The sequence below is a fragment of the Corynebacterium sp. TAE3-ERU16 genome (assembly GCF_019209935.1).
GTDB classification, from domain to species: Bacteria; Actinomycetota; Actinomycetes; order Mycobacteriales; family Mycobacteriaceae; genus Corynebacterium; species Corynebacterium antarcticum.
In genome coordinates this window covers 461268-477151 of sequence record NZ_JAHUTN010000001.1, presented here as the reverse complement: position 1 = coordinate 477151, position 15884 = coordinate 461268, and the positions used below count along the sequence as shown (strand labels likewise).

Sequence of the window (15884 nt, the reverse complement as noted above, 5' to 3'; positions counted from 1 at the left end):
TTGAGGGAGACTTGAGGCGGAAACACCGCCTTGTGTGATGTACCCGACAGGCCCTACGAGCATGGAGAATCCTGATGGACACCTGGCAGCAGACTATGGGCACCGTGCCACTTCTGGGGATCGCGGCGGCGGCGATCGTCGTCATTCTCTTCCTCGTGATCAGGCTGAGGATGCACGCCTTCCTGGTCCTGGTGCTCGTTTCGGCGGGAACCGCACTCGCCGCCGGACTGCCCGTGGCCGCCGTGCTGCCCACCATGACGGAGGGCTTCGGGAAGACCCTCGCCGGGGTGGCGCTGCTCGTCGGCCTGGGCGCCATGCTGGGACGTCTCGTCGAGACCTCGGGAGGCGCCCGCAGCCTGGCCGACTCGCTCACCCGTTCCTTCGGTGACGCCCGCGCGCCACTCGCCCTCGGCATCGCCTCCCTGATCATGGGGTTCCCCATCTTCTTCGACGCGGGCCTGATCGTCATGCTCCCCGTCGTGTTCGCCGTCGCCCGTCGGCTGGGGGAGCCGGTCCTGAGGTACGGGATACCCGCGGCCGGTGCCTTCAGCGTCATGCACGTGTTCCTGCCTCCGCACCCGGGACCCATCGCGGCCGCGGAGCTCTATGATGCGGATCTCGGTCTGGTCCTGCTGATCGGGCTCATCGTCGTGTTCCCCGTCTGGTATCTCTCGGGCTACAGGTGGGGCCTGCACTGCGGCAGACGATTCCCGATCCCCGTCCCCGATCTCCTGACCGGAGGACCGGAGACCCCTGACGGCGAGCTGCCCGGGAAACCGGCCGGTACCGGTACTGTGCTCGCGATCCTGGTGCTGCCACTCGTCCTCATCTTCGGTAACACCGGTCTGGACATGGCGGGTACGGAAGGTTGGGTCGACCCCGAGGCGTTGTGGGTCCAGACCCTGCGTTTCCTCGGCTCCACGCCGGTGGCGTTGCTGATCACGACTCTCGTCGCCGCGGTTGTGCTGGGGGTTCTGAGGGGTATGGAGCGGGAAGCGGTTGAGCGGGTGTTCGACGGCGCGCTGGCCCCGGTCGCCTCGGTGATTCTCGTGACCGGTGCCGGCGGCATGTTCGGCGGCGTTCTCCGGGCGACCGGAATCGGGGACGCTCTGGCGGCGACGCTCGGGGATCTCGGTGTCCCGCTGATTCTCGCGGTGTTCCTCGCCGCCCTGGCGCTCCGTGTCGCCCAGGGGTCCGCCACGGTCGCGCTGACCACCGCGGCGGCCCTCATGGCGCCCGCCGTGGCCGCGGCGGATCTCACCGCCGTGCAGCTCGCGGCGATCGTGCTGGCGACCGCGGCGGGATCCGTGGCGGCGTCGCACGTCAACGACTCCGGCTTCTGGTTGGTCGGACGACTCATGGGAATGGATCCCGCGACGACGCTGCGGACCTGGACCGTCAACCAGACACTCATCGCCGTGCTCGGGTTCGGTTGCGCGGTCATCGTGTATCTGATCGGGGGGCACCTTGTTTAGGGGCATCGCCGTGCCGAACCGTCCCGAAGCGGCGGACCACGCGGGAATCCGCCCACCGGACCACGTCGTCGTGATGGGGGTGTCGGGATGCGGAAAGACCACGGTGGCCCGGACGTACGCGGACGCCTGCGGTCTCGAGATGGTCGACGCCGACGACTTCCACACCGCGGAGAACATCAGGAAGATGATGTCCGGTCAACCGCTCAACGACGGGGACCGGCGTCCGTGGCTTCTCGCCGTGCGGGACTGGATGTCCCGTCGGGCGGCATCGGGGGCGGCGACTGTCGTCGCCTGTTCGGCCCTCAGGCGGTCCTACCGGGAGATCCTCTCTGGGGCGGAGGGGACCGTCTGGTTCGTCCACCTCACCGTCGATCCCGAACTCACGAGACGACGCCTGGATGCGCGGACGGGGCATTTCATGACATCGGCCCTTCTGGAATCGCAGCTGGAGACCCTCGAACCGCTCGCTGAGGGGGAACCGGGGGTCGTTATCGAGAATTCGGCCTCCATCGAGGACGTCGTCTCCGTTATCCGCCGGACCACGGGGCGGATCCGGGCTCCCGGGTCCTAGCCGCACAACGAGGGATCGGGCCCGCCCACCGTACGGTGGGCGGGCCCGATCCCTGTCGGCCGGATCCTGATCAGAGGGTGTCGCCGGAGCGCTGGCCCAGTTCGGCGTCGATGCGGAGGACGCCTGATCCGTCGTTGCCCGCGAGACGCAGACGGTCGAGGATCTCCTTGCAGGTCGCCTCTTCCTCGACCTGCTCGGCGAGGAAGGAGTCGAGCAGCGGACGGGAGTCGAGGTCGCCTTCCTCGGCGGCGAGGCGGGTGAGATCGCGGATCATCCCGGAGACCTTCTGCTCGTGCTTCAGCGCGGCTTCGAAGGCGTCGGCGGCGGAATCAATCTTCAGATCCGGGGCGCTGATGACACCCACGGTCGGGACGCAGTCGCGGTTCAGCATGTGGTCGGCGAAGCGCTGGGCGTGAACCATCTCCTCTTCGGACTGGGCCCTCATCCAGTCCCGCATGCCGGTGAGTCCCAGACTGTCAAGGAGGTAGGACAGCTGGAGGTAGGTCATCGCGGCCTCCAGCTCGGCGGTGACCTGTTTGTTCATTTCCGTTTCAAGCTTCGTGTTGATTTTCATGTTTCTCATGGTAAGGCACTCCCTCGGGCTTCGCATGTAAGTAAAGCCCAGCTTAACTCGTATTTTTGGGTTTGGTATGGCTTAGTTTGGCAACGGACTCACGCCCGAAAAATGGCTCAATCAGCTCCGTTAGGGTACCCCAAACAGGGGGGTTTTGAGGAGATGTTCGTCACTTTGCCTCCCGTATAAACGGCCTGCGTATCGAGGGTGCCGGAAGTCATGCCAGAGCAATTCTGATGCCGGGCATCCTCGACGTTCGCGACGATCCTACGCGCGTGGCGGAACGTGCGGGGCGGTACTGCTGCAGATCTTGGAAACTTGCAGGTCAGGACACCCTGCGTGTCGTAAATCACACTTTTGGTCCGGGTGAAAAGGGTCTGGGCGGGTCCTGTGGGCCCGGACAGGGGGCGCCGATCCGCTGGGCGTGCGGCGCTGCCGGAGGGGTTGTGCGTCTCGGGGCGCCGAAGCGCGACCGCGTGTGGTCCGGGTGGTGTCGGGGGCGGGAGGTCGTCAGCGGATCCTCCTGCTCACCTCCGTCTGCGTGGGGGCGGTGGGAGCGCGGGGTCCGCGGGGTGGTGTGGGTTTCGCGCACGATGTTGTCTCTCCCTGGTGTCGCGTAAGGGGTCCCCGAAGCGGTATGGTCGATCCGGAACCGGTATCGCGGATGTCGTACCACCGAACTGTCGGGCCAGGCTGTCGCGATTGTGTCCCCGGAGGCCCCGTGGTGCGGTGTGTCCGTGTCGCGCCGGCAGAGAAGAAGATCCGTCAGCAAAGGAATGCACATGGCCCAGGACTGTCCCCCCTCCACACCGGCGCACCGAGAGAAGCATCCCGAGGCCCGCCCCTGCCCGATCGCCGCGATCAACTGGAACACGATCCCCGACGAAAAGGACCTCGAGGTCTGGGACCGGCTGGTCGGTAACTTCTGGCTGCCCGAGAAGGTGCCGCTGTCCAACGACATCAAGAGCTGGAACACCCTCAACGCGCTCGAGCAGCGGACCACCATGCGGGTGTTCACCGGGCTGACGATGCTTGACACGATCCAGGGGACGGTCGGCGCGGTCTCCCTGATCCCGGATGCGCTCACCCCGCACGAGGAGGCCGTGTACACGAACATCGCGTTCATGGAATCGGTCCACGCCAAGAGCTACTCCTCTATATTCATGACGCTGGCGTCGACCCAGGAGATCAATGACGCCTTCCGGTGGTCCGAGGAGAACGAGGCGCTGCAGAAGAAGGCCCGGATCATCCTCTCCTACTACGAGGGGGACAATCCGCTGAAGCGGAAGGTCGCCTCGACCCTCCTCGAGTCCTTCCTCTTCTACTCCGGGTTCTACCTCCCCATGTACTGGTCTAGTCACGCCAAGCTGACCAACACGGCGGACGTCATCCGGCTGATCATCCGGGACGAGGCCGTCCACGGCTACTACATCGGCTACAAGTACCAGAAGGGGCAGGAGCAGCTCACCCGGGCGGAGCGGGACGAGCTGAAGGGGTACACCTTCGATCTTCTCTACGACCTCTACGACAACGAGATCGGCTACACCGAGGACCTCTACGATGATCTCGGGTGGACCGAGGACGTCAAACGCTTCCTCCGGTACAACGCCAACAAGGCCCTCAACAACCTCGGCTACGAGGCGCTCTTCCCCGCGGACGAGTGCCGGGTATCGCCCGCCATCCTCTCGGCGCTCTCTCCGAACGCCGACGAGAACCACGACTTCTTCTCGGGTTCGGGTTCCTCCTATGTCATAGGTAAGGCCGAGTCGACGGAAGACGACGACTGGGACTTCTGACCGGTCCGCTGAAGGGGCCCCGCCACCGAGTGATCTCCGTGGCGGGGCCCCTTCGTTGTGTCGGGTGGTGCCATATGAGGGGGGAACCTCCTACCCTTGGAAGAGTGCCTACACCTTTAGCTCTAACCCGAGCGGGGGTGAAAAAGCACCTCCGAACTGAGGTAAAGGAAGGGTTTATCACACCTGTCACAAAGGTGTCCGAAGTCACAGACTGCTCCGTGGCTGCGAGGTCGGCACGCCACCCACCGGCGACGACGCGGGAAACGGTCGGGACCGGCCCCCATAAAACCGGTGTGCGCTGGGGCATAGTGCTCTCCGGGCGGCTGGAACAGCCAGAACCGATCCTTTACTATCAAGTCAGCGTGAAAACAGGTGGTCCTGGCTGATCAGGGCCACTGCGTAGTCAGGAGGAACCAAATGACCGCTGTAGAGAAACGGAGCGACCAGGTCGTCGCTCCATCACGGCCGGCTCCGAAGGGAACCGGTCGAAAGGGCAGTCTTGCCTGGTTGATGCTAACCACCACGGACCACAAGCTTCTCGGCGTCATGTACATCATGATGTCCTTCAGCTTCTTCTTCCTGGGTGGCTTCATGGCCCTGCTCATCCGCGCAGAGCTGTTCTACCCCGGAATGCAGATCTTCTCCAACGAACAGTTCAACCAGCTGTTCACCATGCACGGCACGGTGATGCTGCTGCTGTACGGAACCCCGGTCGTCTGGGGCTTCGCCAACTTCGTCATGCCGCTCCAGATCGGCGCACCCGACGTCGCGTTCCCGCGGCTCAACGCGTTCGGCTTCTGGCTGACCACCGGTGGCGGAATCATCATGCTGTCCGGTTTCGCGACCCCCGGTGGTGCCGCTGACTTCGGCTGGACGATGTACTCGCCGCTGTCCGACGCCGCGCACTCGCCCGGTATCGGAGCGGACATGTGGATCGTCGGCGTCGGCGCCGGCGGTGTCGGTACGATCCTGTCGGCCGTCAACATGATCACCACCATCCTGTGCCTCCGCGCACCCGGTATGACCATGTTCCGCCTCCCGGTCTTCACCTGGACCATCTTCGTCACCTCGATCCTGGCCCTGATGATCTTCCCGATGCTCACCGCAGCCGCACTCGGTGTGCTCTACGACCGTAAGCTCGGAGGCCACATCTACGATCCGGCCAACGGCGGAGCCATCCTCTGGCAGCACCTCTTCTGGTTCTTCGGTCACCCGGAGGTCTACGTCCTGGCGTTGCCGTTCTTCGGGATCATCTCCGAGGTCATCCCGGTGTTCTCCCGCAAGCCCGTCTTCGGTTACGCCGGTCTCGTCTTCGCGACGCTGTCCATCGCGGCCCTCTCCATGGCGGTCTGGGCGCACCACATGTTCGTCACCGGTGCCGTCCTGCTGCCGTTCTTCTCCTTCATGACGTTCCTCATCTCGGTGCCCACCGGCGTGAAGTTCTTCAACTGGGTGGGCACGATGTGGCGCGGACACATCACCTGGGAGACGCCGATGATCTTCGCCTTCGGCTTCCTGGTGACGTTCCTCTTCGGTGGTCTGACGGGCATCATGCTCGCTTCCCCGCCGCTGGACTTCCACATCTCGGACACGTACTTCGTCGTGGCCCACTTCCACTACACGCTGTTCGGCACCATCGTGTTCGCGTCCTACGCGGGCGTGTACTTCTGGTTCCCGAAGATGACGGGTCGGATGCTCAACGAGCGCCTCGGCAAGATCCACTTCTGGCTGACGTTCATCGGCTTCCACGGCACCTTCCTCATCCAGCACTGGGTGGGCAACATGGGCATGCCGCGTCGCTACGCCGACTACCTCGAGAGCGACGGCTTCACCATCTACAACCAGATTTCCACGGTGTTCGCCTTCATCCTGGGTCTGTCCGTGATCCCGTTCATCTGGAACGTGTTCAAGTCCTGGCGGTACGGCGAGATCGTCACCGTCGATGACCCCTGGGGCTACGGAAACTCCCTCGAGTGGGCCACCAGCTGCCCGCCCCCGCGCCACAACTTCACCTCGCTGCCGCGTATCCGGTCCGAGCGCCCCGCGTTCGAGCTGCACTACCCGCACATGGTTGAGCGCATGCGCGCAGAGGCACACGTGGGTCGCCCCTCCGGTGACTCGCCGGTGCTGGAGAAGACCAGGTAGGTCGACCCCGGTACGATGCGGTCAGACTGGACCGACCGAAAAGGTCTGATCACCGAATGACATACGCACCATCACCCCCGCAGGAACCCAGGTTCCCGCGGGGGTGATGTCTTTCCGGGGTGTGCGACATGGAACAATGGGTTCGTGAGCCAGACAAACCAAACCGCCCGTACCGCCGCCCCCGCCGTCCAGGACATCACGGTGACCCTTCCACCGGGGTCCGTCCCGGCGGTCGTGACCGTCGTCGGCCGTGACCGCCCGGGTGTCTCGGCGGCCTTCTTCCGTGTGTTGGCCGCCCACCGGGTCCAGGTGCTCGACGTCGAGCAGTCGCTGTTCCGGGGCCGACTGAACCTCGCGGCCTTCGTCGGCTGCAGCCCCGGAGACCTGGAGGTCCTCACCGAGGGACTCTCGGGGACCCTCCGCTCCTACGGACAGACCGTCACCGTCGAGGTGCAGGACTCACTGCGATCCACCCGTGCTCTGTCGACGCACGCGGTCGTCGTCCTCGGCGACCCCGTCACCGCGGAGCACATCTCCCGCATCGGTCAGACCCTCGCCGACTACGGCGCGAACATCGACACCATCCGGGGAATCTCGGACTATCCCGTAACCGGTCTGGAACTGAAGGTGACCGTCGCCGATCCGAAGCCCGGCGGCGGTGTCGCGCTGCGCAAGGCCCTGGCGACCCTGACACAGGAGATCGGCGTCGACATAGCCATCGAACGGGCCGGACTCGTCCGCTACGCGAAGAACCTCATCTGCTTCGACTGCGACTCCACGCTCATCACCGGTGAGGTCATCGAGATGCTCGCGGCACACGCGGGCAAGGAGGAGGAGGTCGCCGAGGTGACGGCCCGCGCGATGCGTGGGGAGATCGACTTCGAGGAGTCCCTCAGAGAGCGCGTCGCGGTCCTGGCGGGACTCGACGCATCCGTCATCGACGAGGTCGCCCGCGACATCGTCCTGACCCCGGGAGCCCGCACGACCATCCGTACACTGCAGCGAATGGGATACAAGACGGCGGTCGTGTCCGGCGGCTTCATCCAGGTGCTCGAGGGCCTCGCCGCGGACCTCGAGCTCGACTACGTCCGCGCCAACACCCTCGAGATCGAGGACGGCAAACTCACCGGCCGCGTCATCGGCAAGATCGTCGACCGCGCGGCGAAGGCCGAGTTCCTCGCGGAGTTCGCCGCGGATTCGGGCCTGGGGCTGCACCAGACCGTCGCCGTCGGTGACGGGGCCAACGACATCGACATGCTGTCCGCCGCCGGCCTCGGCATCGCATTCAACGCGAAGCCCGCACTCCGCGAGGTCGCCGACGCGGCAGTCAACCATCCGTTCCTGGACGAGGTCCTGCACATCATGGGCATCTCCCGCGAGGAGATCGACGAGGCCGGACTGTCCGACGGGTCACTGCGTCGGGTACCGCTGCACTGACCGGCGGGCTGGATGAGGGGAGCCTCACCGGATACCATGGGCACAGGCCCCGGGCCAGGGGCCGTAGCCACGTCGGCGCGCGTCCGCGGCCGGCGCGGTAGTCAGACCTCCGCGCGTCGGAGGACGATCAGGGAGACGACACCCTCTTTTTCGTGCCGGGTTCAGTTCGGCGGACGGTACGGGCAGCGCCGTGGATCCCGGGGAACGGGGAACCGCGACGTCGTCCCACTTCCGAAAGGACACCGGCAGCAATGACCGAGTCTTCCGCACACACCGAGAAGAAAAAGAAGCCCGCGAAGAAGAAGGGCGGCAACGTCGGCTGGGTACCGGACCAGCACGGCGCGTGGGTGATGGTGATCATCCCACTGGTGGTGGGAATCAGTGTCGCCCGCCCCGCGCTGATCCACCTTCCGCTCGCCGTGGCCTGGTTCGTCGGCTACTTCGCCTTCTTCGCGGCCGGTCTCTGGATGAAGGCCCGCGGGCCCCGTAAACAGCGCTACGTCGCGCCCCTGGTCACCTACGGCGTCATCTGCGTGATCGCCTCGGCCGTGGTCGTCGCGATGAGGCCGACGATCCTCGTCTTCGCGCTGGTCTTCGGACCGCTCGTCGCTGTCGCGGTCTGGGAGGCGTGGAACAGGCGCCCCCGGTCTCTCGTGTCCGGGGAGTCCACGGTGCTCGCGAGCTGCGCGATGATCCCGGTCACCGCCTGGGCCGCCGGTGACCCCATGACGACGCGCCTGTGGGTGTCCACCGCGGTTATCGCCCTCTACTTCTGCGGCACCATCCCCTACGTCAAGACACTGATCCGGAAACGCGGGGACCGGACCTGGTTCATCGGTTCCGTCGCCTATCATCTCGCGGCCGCCGCCACGGTGACCGTGCTCGCCGCGACGGGACTGGTGACCTGGCTCGCCGTGCCGGTGTTCCTCGTCGTCGCCCTGCGCGCATGGTGGATGCCCCGGCAGGCCGGACGCCGTGGTACGCCGTGGCGTCCGCGCACCGTCGGCTTCGGTGAGATGGCCGTTACCGTTCTCGTTCTCGTCGCGGCGCTGGTGCCTCCGGTGGCCGTGTAGCCGCCCCCCACGATGTGTCCCGGCGCCCCACCCCGGGACACGGGGTAGACCCAGGGAATTGAGGGGTTGTTTCGGCTGGCGGGGTCCGTAGGCTCGATGGAGGTTCCGGTATCCATCGGGTCTTCGTGTGAAGAACCGGCGTCCGCCCGGCGAACGGAGACTGTCGAAGGGCCGGTTGCTCCGGCCGCGGTGCCCTGATCCCGGAGGTGGGGATCTTCATGTCCTCTGTTCGCTTCACCCGGTTGGCCGCGTCGGCGTGTGTCCTGGTGCTCCCGGTTCCGCTGGTCAGCGCCTGTGGCGGGAGCGATCCGCTGCCGTCCGGCACCGTGGAGTCCACCCCCACCACCGAATCGTCGACGGGGGCGCCCGAAAAGACCACGGATGCCGCCGGTACCCCCGTCATCCTGATCTACGACGCCTCGAGCAGCATGCTCACGGACGACGCCGGTGGTGCGACGAGGCTGGGCGCCGCGGAGCAGGCGTCTCTCGCGTTGCTCGATGTCCTGGAGGAGGACTCCCCACTGTCGCTCACAACGTTCGGGGACACCGTCCCCGACAGCGTGGGCGACGCGTCCGCGGAGGGGCTGGCGAAGGCCTGCGCCGACGTCACGACCCATTTTCCGTTGGGCACCGGGCAGCGTGACGAGGCGCGGGACGTGATCGTGAATGTCGGGGCCCAGGGGTACACGCCGTTGAAGCTGGCTCTCGAGCAGGCTGAGCGGCAGCTTCCCTCGACCGGCGAGGCGACGATCGTGCTGCTGTCGGACGGGGAGGACACCTGCGGGGCTGGCGACCCGGTCGAAATCGCCCGTGGCATCCGGGCGGAGCATCCCGAGGTGACGGTGAATACCGTGGGCCTGAAGACCGGCAACCGGCAGCTGATCGACTTCGCCGGGGCCGGCGGGGGAACGTTCGTCACCGCGGACAACATCGCCCAGTTGGTCGCGAGGTTGTCCGCCGCGCGCTCGGCGACGACACTGCGTGAGCGGTTGAGCGATTCGGGGGTCTACGGGATCCGGCTCGGGACGGCGATCACCGACATCCGGGCGGAGTACGCTGATCTCCCGCCGTTGTCGGAGGGGTCCCCCGATGACGACCTGGTGGTGATCGTGTGGCGGAACTGCCGCTGGTACTTCAACGGTGAGGGCGCGCTGATCGCCATCGCGCTGATCGGGGACTCGGTGACGGTCGACGGACTCGGCGCGGGAAGTCCGCTCCGGCGCGCCACCGAACTGTTCGGCGATCCTGTGGCGAAGGAGCGTATCCGGGGTGACCTGTGGCGGTTCTGGTACCCGGCCAGCGACGGGTTGTACTGGAAGATCACGTTCACAGGCGATGGCGGCGGTACAACCGGGACGATCACCGTGATCGAGTTGTGCGCCTGCACACCGCCGGTCGAGGCTCCCGCGGCCCGGGAGACGATGGTGGTCAGCTTCGACGGCTACGGACCCCTGAAACTGGGTGCGGGCGCGAGCACACTGGCCGGCCCGGGGGTTTCGCGGACCAAGGCGGTCCCGGACTATTCCGGGGCCGGAAAGTGCTACCACTGGGAAGGCGTGCTCCCGGACTCCCCGGACGTCGGTTTCATCGCATGGGAGGGGGAGATCATCACCGTTCCCGTGGTGAGCACCCGGCGCCCCCTCCCCGGGGAGTGGGCGACCGACCGTGGTGTCGCCATCGGGGATACCGCCGGTGAGCTGCGTGCCGCGTATCCGGATCTGCAGGGCTGGCAGGAATCGAACTTCATCAACGGGCCCGGTCAATACAATGTCTGGAGCACCGACAGTCGGGGCCGGTCAATCGTGTTCCAGCTGAGCGTCGACGGACAGACGGGGCCCGGCCGATGCCGGACAACGCGGTGATCTTCAACCTGTTCGTCACGTCCGCCCCCGCTTCCGGTCCCGTGGGCTTCCGCGGTGAAGCGCTCCACATGCGCGGGTGCGACTGATCCTCTCCGGGGGCGGGGTGATCCCGGCGACCGGGAGCGGGTTCCAGACCCGCTTGATGGTCCCCGGGCCTGCGGCTAGTGTCGGTGTTCGTCGACACAATCGCCGATGGTCGCCCCGGTGCCTCCGGGCCGAGAGAGAATGCCGAGGAACGATGAACGCGTACCGCGATGACCGGGAGGAGACCGGAAATCATCCGGCGCAGAGATGGTGGAACCGGCTCCGAGGGGGACAGCGCATCTTCGCCGTGTCGATGGCCGGGTACCTCGCGCTCCTGGTGCTCGCACTCGCCGTCGTCACGGGCTCCGCGCCGTTCGCCCGCGAGCTCGCGTTGATCCTCATCGTCACAGGCGTCCTGATCGTTCTCGGCGGGGCGACGGCCATGTGTACGGACCAGGACGAGTTCGAGTTCGGCATAACACTCCGGGCGTTGGCGATAGCCTTCGCGGGTGGTTCCGCGGTCACCTTCGGCTACGGCTGCGCACAGGTGCTCCTCGGTGCGCCTGACATCAACTACATGTTCGTCTGGCCGGTCTACGCGACGGTCTGGGCCATCGCGGCCGCGGTGCTGAACCTCCGGCGCGGCATCTGGTCGAGGTAGACCGACCGGCACCGCGCCCCGTGGAGGAGTCACGGGCGCAAGGTACAGGGATCAGTGTCCCCGGTCGGAGGCCAGCAGGGAGTAGTGGGCGGTGTCGACGTACCCGCCACGGTGGAGGGCGGCCTGCCGCTTGATCCCCTCGAAGGTGAACCCGCACCGCTCCGCGACCGACCTGGAGCGGACGTTGTCGGCGATGGTGCTCAGCTCGATGCGGTGGGTACCGTGCGCCAGCGCGTGATCGGTCACGAGATCGAGCGCACGGGGCATGATGCCGCGGCCCCGCGCCCACGGGGCCGTCGCGTAGCTGACCGAGACCGAACCGACCTCCGCATCGGTGAGCCGCAGCGAGATGTTCCCGGCGTAGTGCCCGGGATCGCCGGTCAGCTCGATGGCCCAGAACACCAGGTCCGGGCGGTCCGCGCAGGACCGGAGGTACTCGGAGGCCATGTCGCGGGTGTAGTTCCCGGGTACGGAGGTGAAGTTCACCGAGAGCGGATCGACTGCCGTGGCGAAGACGTCGTCGACGTCTCCCGCGCAGGGGCGACGCAACCGGATCACGCCGTCGCTCAGGGTGTCGAGGGGAATGGGCCAGGTCATCTCGTCCATGTCCACAGCTTATCCGCGAGCGTGCAGACGCGCCGGGCGGTGGTCCCGCGGACATCCACCGGCTGGCCCGGGCGACACGGATCGGCGCTCAGACCTCGATCCGCAGTGTGGGGAGCAGCTGCCGCTGCACCTTTCCCGCCGCCGAGCGTGGAAGGCCGTCCACGAACTCGACCGCACGGATCCGCTCGTGGGGAGCGGTCCGGGCGGCGACATGGTCCATCACGGTCCCGGGATCGATCCGTGATCCCTCGGCCACCACGATGAACGCGACCGGGCACTCGTCGCCGTCGGTGGTGCGTCCCCGGGTGACCACGCAGTCCGCGACCGCGGGGAGCGCGGTGACGATGTTCTCCAGCCTGGAGGGGGAGACCTGGAAACCACGCGAATTGATCACGTCGTCGATCCGGTCGATGATCCGGACCCCGCCACCGGCGTCGCGCTCCGCCCAGTCCCCGGTCCGCAGCCAACCGTCCCGGAACCGGTCCGCGGTCCGCTCCGGGTCATCCAGATATCCGGCCATGACCTGGGGACCGCGGACCCACAGCTCGCCCGCGGCACCGGCGTCGACGTCTGCACCGGTCACCGGGTCGACGATGCGGTCCGCGGTGTCCGGGAGCGGGTGCCCGATCGTGTCGGGAGGGCAGTCCGGGTCGATGGCGAGGTGGGTGACCGGTGAGGCCTCCGTCAGCCCGTACCCCTGGATCACCCGTGCCCCGGTCCGCTTGCGGACGTCCGCGGCGACCTCCGGGGCCAGTGCGGCGGCGCCGTTGATGACGGTGCGCAGCGCGCCGAAGTCCACCTCCGCGGCGAGTGGATGGCGCGCCATGAGCCGAGCCAGCGGGGGAGCGATGAACGAGAGCGCGACGCCGTACGCGCCGTGGCCGCGCAGGAAGCGTTCCGCGTCGAAGGGCTCGGCGATGATGTGGCCGCGCAGCAGCAGCGGGGCGTTGAGCAGGGATGTCATCCCGTAGGCGTGGGTGAAAGGCAGCACCGACATGCACGCCTCGCCCGCCTCGAGCGGCAGGACCGCGGCGAACTGGATCGTGTTCGCCACGATGTTCCGGTGGGTCAGCCGGATCGCCTTGGGTCGCGCCGTCGTCCCGGAGGTGAAGGGGAGTACCGCCACGGAATCCGGGTCCACGGGTCGGGGCCGGATCGCGCTACTCCGCGCCGCGTGCAGCTCCGCCGCGGTATCGGCGTCGATGAGCAGAACGGCACCCGAGCGCCGGATCTGCCACTCCCGGTCCTCCGGTGTGACCTGCACTCCGACGGGGACGACCGTGGCACCGACCGACAGCACCGCGTGGAACGCGACCGCGAACCCGATCCCGTTGGGCACCTGCACCGCGACGCGGTCACCCGCGCGGACACCGCGGTCCACGAGTGCGCCGGCCGCGGCTGCCACCTCCCGGGCGAGCTGCCGGTACGTCACCGTGCGCCGCGGGTCCGTGATCGCCGGGGTGTCGGGGAGCTCGCCGGTGAACAGGAGCCCGGGCAGGGAACGGTCGGGGTAGATCACCGGGCCACCAGCCTCTCCAGGGCGCCGCGCACGACCTCCGGATCGGAGGTGCGCCAGAACGGGGGCATCGAGTTGAGCAGGAAGGAACCGTAGCGGCGGGTCACCAGGCGGTTGTCCAGCACGGCGACGACCCCGCGGTCGTCGGTACGGCGCAGCAGTCGGCCGGCACCCTGCGCCATGAGCAGCGCGGCGTGGCTCGCCGCGACCTCCATGAACCCGTTCCGCCCGTCCGCGTCCGCGGCCTCCTTCCGGGCCTGCAGCAGCGGATCGTCGGGCCGGGGGAAGGGGATCCGGTCGATGATGACCAGCGAACACGTGCGTCCCGGGACATCGACGCCCTGCCACAGCGACAGGGTGCCGAACAGGCAGGTGTTCTCGCTCTTCGCGAACCGCTCCACCAGCGCGCCCGTGCCGTCGTCACCCTGGCAGAGGATGTCGAAGGGCAGGCGCATCCGCATCGCCTGCGTGGCCTGTTCCGCGGCACGCCGGGAGGAGAACAGCCCCAGGGTCCGTCCGCCCGCGGCGGTGATCAGTTCCGCGATCTCGTCGAGCGTCTGCTCCGGTAGCCCGTCCCGGCCCGGATCGGGAAGATCGCGGGCGGTGTAGAGGATCGCGGCCTTCGCCGGGTCGAAGGGGGTGCCGGCGTCGAGGCTGTCGTAGGAGCCGCGGGCGAGGCCCCAGGCGGCGGCCATCGCGTCGAAACGCCCGCCGAGCGTCAACGTGGCGGAGGTCAGGATCACCGTCTGCTCGGCGAACAGTCGTGAGGCGAGGAGACCCGCGACGGACAGCGGAGCGACCCGGAGGGTGTCGCCACGCCGGTCGTCCCGGTTCAGCCACACCACGTCCTGCTGCTTCGTCGGGTCTCCGGTGGCGAAGACCTCCAGCACCCGGACGATCGAGTCGTGCATCTCCTGCAGCGCCGTCGCCACGGACTGGCGTTCGGCCGCGGTGGTCGGATCGTTGGTGACCTCCCCGTCGGGGCTCCGTGCGATCGACTGCCGCAGCGACCACAACGCGTCACGCAGCGCGGTGAGCAGTGACGTCGCGGACGGGTCGATCACGTTCCACCTGCCCTCGGGCATCGCGGCGGACAGCTTCTCCCAGTCGCCCGCGAGGGCGCTGACCTTCTCGTCGCGTCCCTCCGCGCCGAGCTTCCCGGCGCGCTTGGCCAGCAGGGTCAACGTCGGACCGGAGATCTCCGCCGTCGCCACCGCGGTGATCCGCCCGTCCAGCTCGTGGGCCTCATCGATGACAACGACGTCGTGCCCGGGCAGGATCGTGCCCTCCGACAGGGCGTCGATCGCGAGCAGCGCGTGGTTGGTCACCACGACGTCGACGTCCTGGGCCTTCCTCCGGGCGGACTCCGCGAAGCAGTCCTCCCCGTGCGGACAGCGGTTCGCCCCGAGACACTCCCGGGCCGTGACACTCACCTGCTTCCAGGCCAGATCGGGGACACCCGGATCCAGGGAATCCCGGTCGCCGCTCTCCGTCTCCTGCGCCCACTCGTTCAGCCGGACGATGTGCCGACCCATCCAGGAGAGATCCGCCTCGTCGATCAGCGCCTCCTCCGAAGCCTCCGGCTGGCTGATCTTGTTCAGGCACAGGTAGTTCGAGCGGCCCTTCAGGATCGCGAAGGTGGGGCGCCTGCCCATCACGGGCTCCAGTGCGTCCGCCAGGCGGGGGAGATCGCGTTCGACCAGCTGCCGCTGCAGGGCGATCGTCGCGGTGGACACCACCACGGTGGTGCCCGTGGCCTGCGCGTGGGCGAGTGCCGGAATCAGGTACGCCAGTGATTTACCGGTGCCGGTTCCGGCCTGCACCGCCAGGTGCCGCTCCTCCCGCATGGCCTTCGTCACGGCATTCAGCATCGCGACCTGGCCGGGACGCGTGGTACCGCCGATCGCGGACACCGCCGTCCCGAGGAGCTGACCTGTGTCGGGGGAGAGCGCGGCTTCGGGCATGGATCCTTCCCGCAGGGGTGTGGGTGAGTCAGAGGTGCACTTCCGTGGCGGCCGGGAACCGGGCTGATTGCGGCTGCGTGGAATGGGTTGCCCTGCAGTCTAACCCCGGCCCACCGGGACACGGTGCCGTGCCGGGGACATCCTGCGCCGACGGTGCACGATCCCCGGACCGGTGCGGGA

Annotated in this window: 12 protein-coding genes; 8 read left to right on the top strand and 4 right to left on the bottom strand. The window is 67.5% G+C overall.

Annotated features, from left to right (window positions below):
* The first annotated feature begins 74 nt into the window (after positions 1-74).
* Positions 75-1475: a GntP family permease gene (locus KRX55_RS02115; RefSeq protein ID WP_218406177.1), complete on the top strand. Its 1401-nt coding sequence runs from the start codon at positions 75-77 to the stop codon at positions 1473-1475.
* Positions 1476-1485: 10 nt separating this feature from the next.
* Positions 1486-2046, top strand: coding sequence for a gluconokinase (locus KRX55_RS02110; RefSeq protein ID WP_370625731.1), 561 nt, complete (start codon positions 1486-1488; stop codon positions 2044-2046).
* Positions 2047-2116: 70 nt separating this feature from the next.
* Here KRX55_RS02110 and KRX55_RS02105 read toward each other — a convergent pair whose 3' ends face one another.
* Positions 2117-2620: a ferritin gene (locus KRX55_RS02105; protein WP_218406176.1), complete on the bottom strand. Its 504-nt coding sequence runs from the start codon at positions 2618-2620 to the stop codon at positions 2117-2119.
* 782 nt (positions 2621-3402) lie between these two features.
* Between KRX55_RS02105 and nrdF the strand changes: the two genes are divergently transcribed.
* The 6 genes from nrdF (at position 3403) to KRX55_RS02075 (ending at position 11618) form a co-directional block, all read left to right on the top strand.
* A complete protein-coding gene (gene nrdF / locus KRX55_RS02100) occupies positions 3403-4416 on the top strand; it encodes a class 1b ribonucleoside-diphosphate reductase subunit beta (protein WP_218406175.1) in 1014 nt (337 codons plus the stop codon).
* A gap of 417 nt (positions 4417-4833) precedes the next feature.
* Positions 4834-6561: an aa3-type cytochrome oxidase subunit I gene (gene ctaD, locus KRX55_RS02095; RefSeq protein ID WP_218406174.1), complete on the top strand. Its 1728-nt coding sequence runs from the start codon at positions 4834-4836 to the stop codon at positions 6559-6561.
* Positions 6562-6756: 195 nt separating this feature from the next.
* Positions 6757-7998, top strand: coding sequence for a phosphoserine phosphatase SerB (gene serB, locus KRX55_RS02090; protein WP_218406232.1), 1242 nt, complete (start codon positions 6757-6759; stop codon positions 7996-7998).
* A gap of 251 nt (positions 7999-8249) precedes the next feature.
* Positions 8250-9071, top strand: coding sequence for a YwiC-like family protein (locus tag KRX55_RS02085; protein WP_218406173.1), 822 nt, complete (start codon positions 8250-8252; stop codon positions 9069-9071).
* Between the two features lie 218 nt (positions 9072-9289).
* Positions 9290-10933, top strand: a complete 1644-nt coding sequence (locus tag KRX55_RS02080; RefSeq protein ID WP_218406172.1) for a vWA domain-containing protein — start codon at positions 9290-9292, stop codon at positions 10931-10933.
* A gap of 238 nt (positions 10934-11171) precedes the next feature.
* Positions 11172-11618 carry a hypothetical protein gene (locus tag KRX55_RS02075; RefSeq protein ID WP_218406171.1) on the top strand — a complete coding sequence of 149 codons (447 nt, stop codon included), beginning with the start codon at positions 11172-11174 and terminating at the stop codon, positions 11616-11618.
* A gap of 51 nt (positions 11619-11669) precedes the next feature.
* On the opposite strand, the gene KRX55_RS02070 is transcribed toward KRX55_RS02075, so the two are convergent.
* The 3 genes from KRX55_RS02070 to KRX55_RS02060 all read right to left on the bottom strand — a co-directional run bounded on the left by KRX55_RS02070 (position 11670) and on the right by KRX55_RS02060 (position 15704).
* A complete protein-coding gene (locus tag KRX55_RS02070; RefSeq protein WP_218406170.1) occupies positions 11670-12224 on the bottom strand; it encodes a GNAT family N-acetyltransferase in 555 nt (184 codons plus the stop codon).
* Positions 12225-12312: 88 nt separating this feature from the next.
* Positions 12313-13743 carry a class I adenylate-forming enzyme family protein gene (locus tag KRX55_RS02065; RefSeq protein WP_218406169.1) on the bottom strand — a complete coding sequence of 477 codons (1431 nt, stop codon included), beginning with the start codon at positions 13741-13743 and terminating at the stop codon, positions 12313-12315.
* On the bottom strand, positions 13740-15704 hold the full coding sequence (locus KRX55_RS02060) for an ATP-dependent DNA helicase (RefSeq protein ID WP_218406168.1): 1965 nt from the start codon (positions 15702-15704) through the stop codon (positions 13740-13742). Before KRX55_RS02060 ends, KRX55_RS02065 begins: the two co-directional genes overlap by 4 nt.
* Positions 15705-15884: the final 180 nt, after the last annotated feature.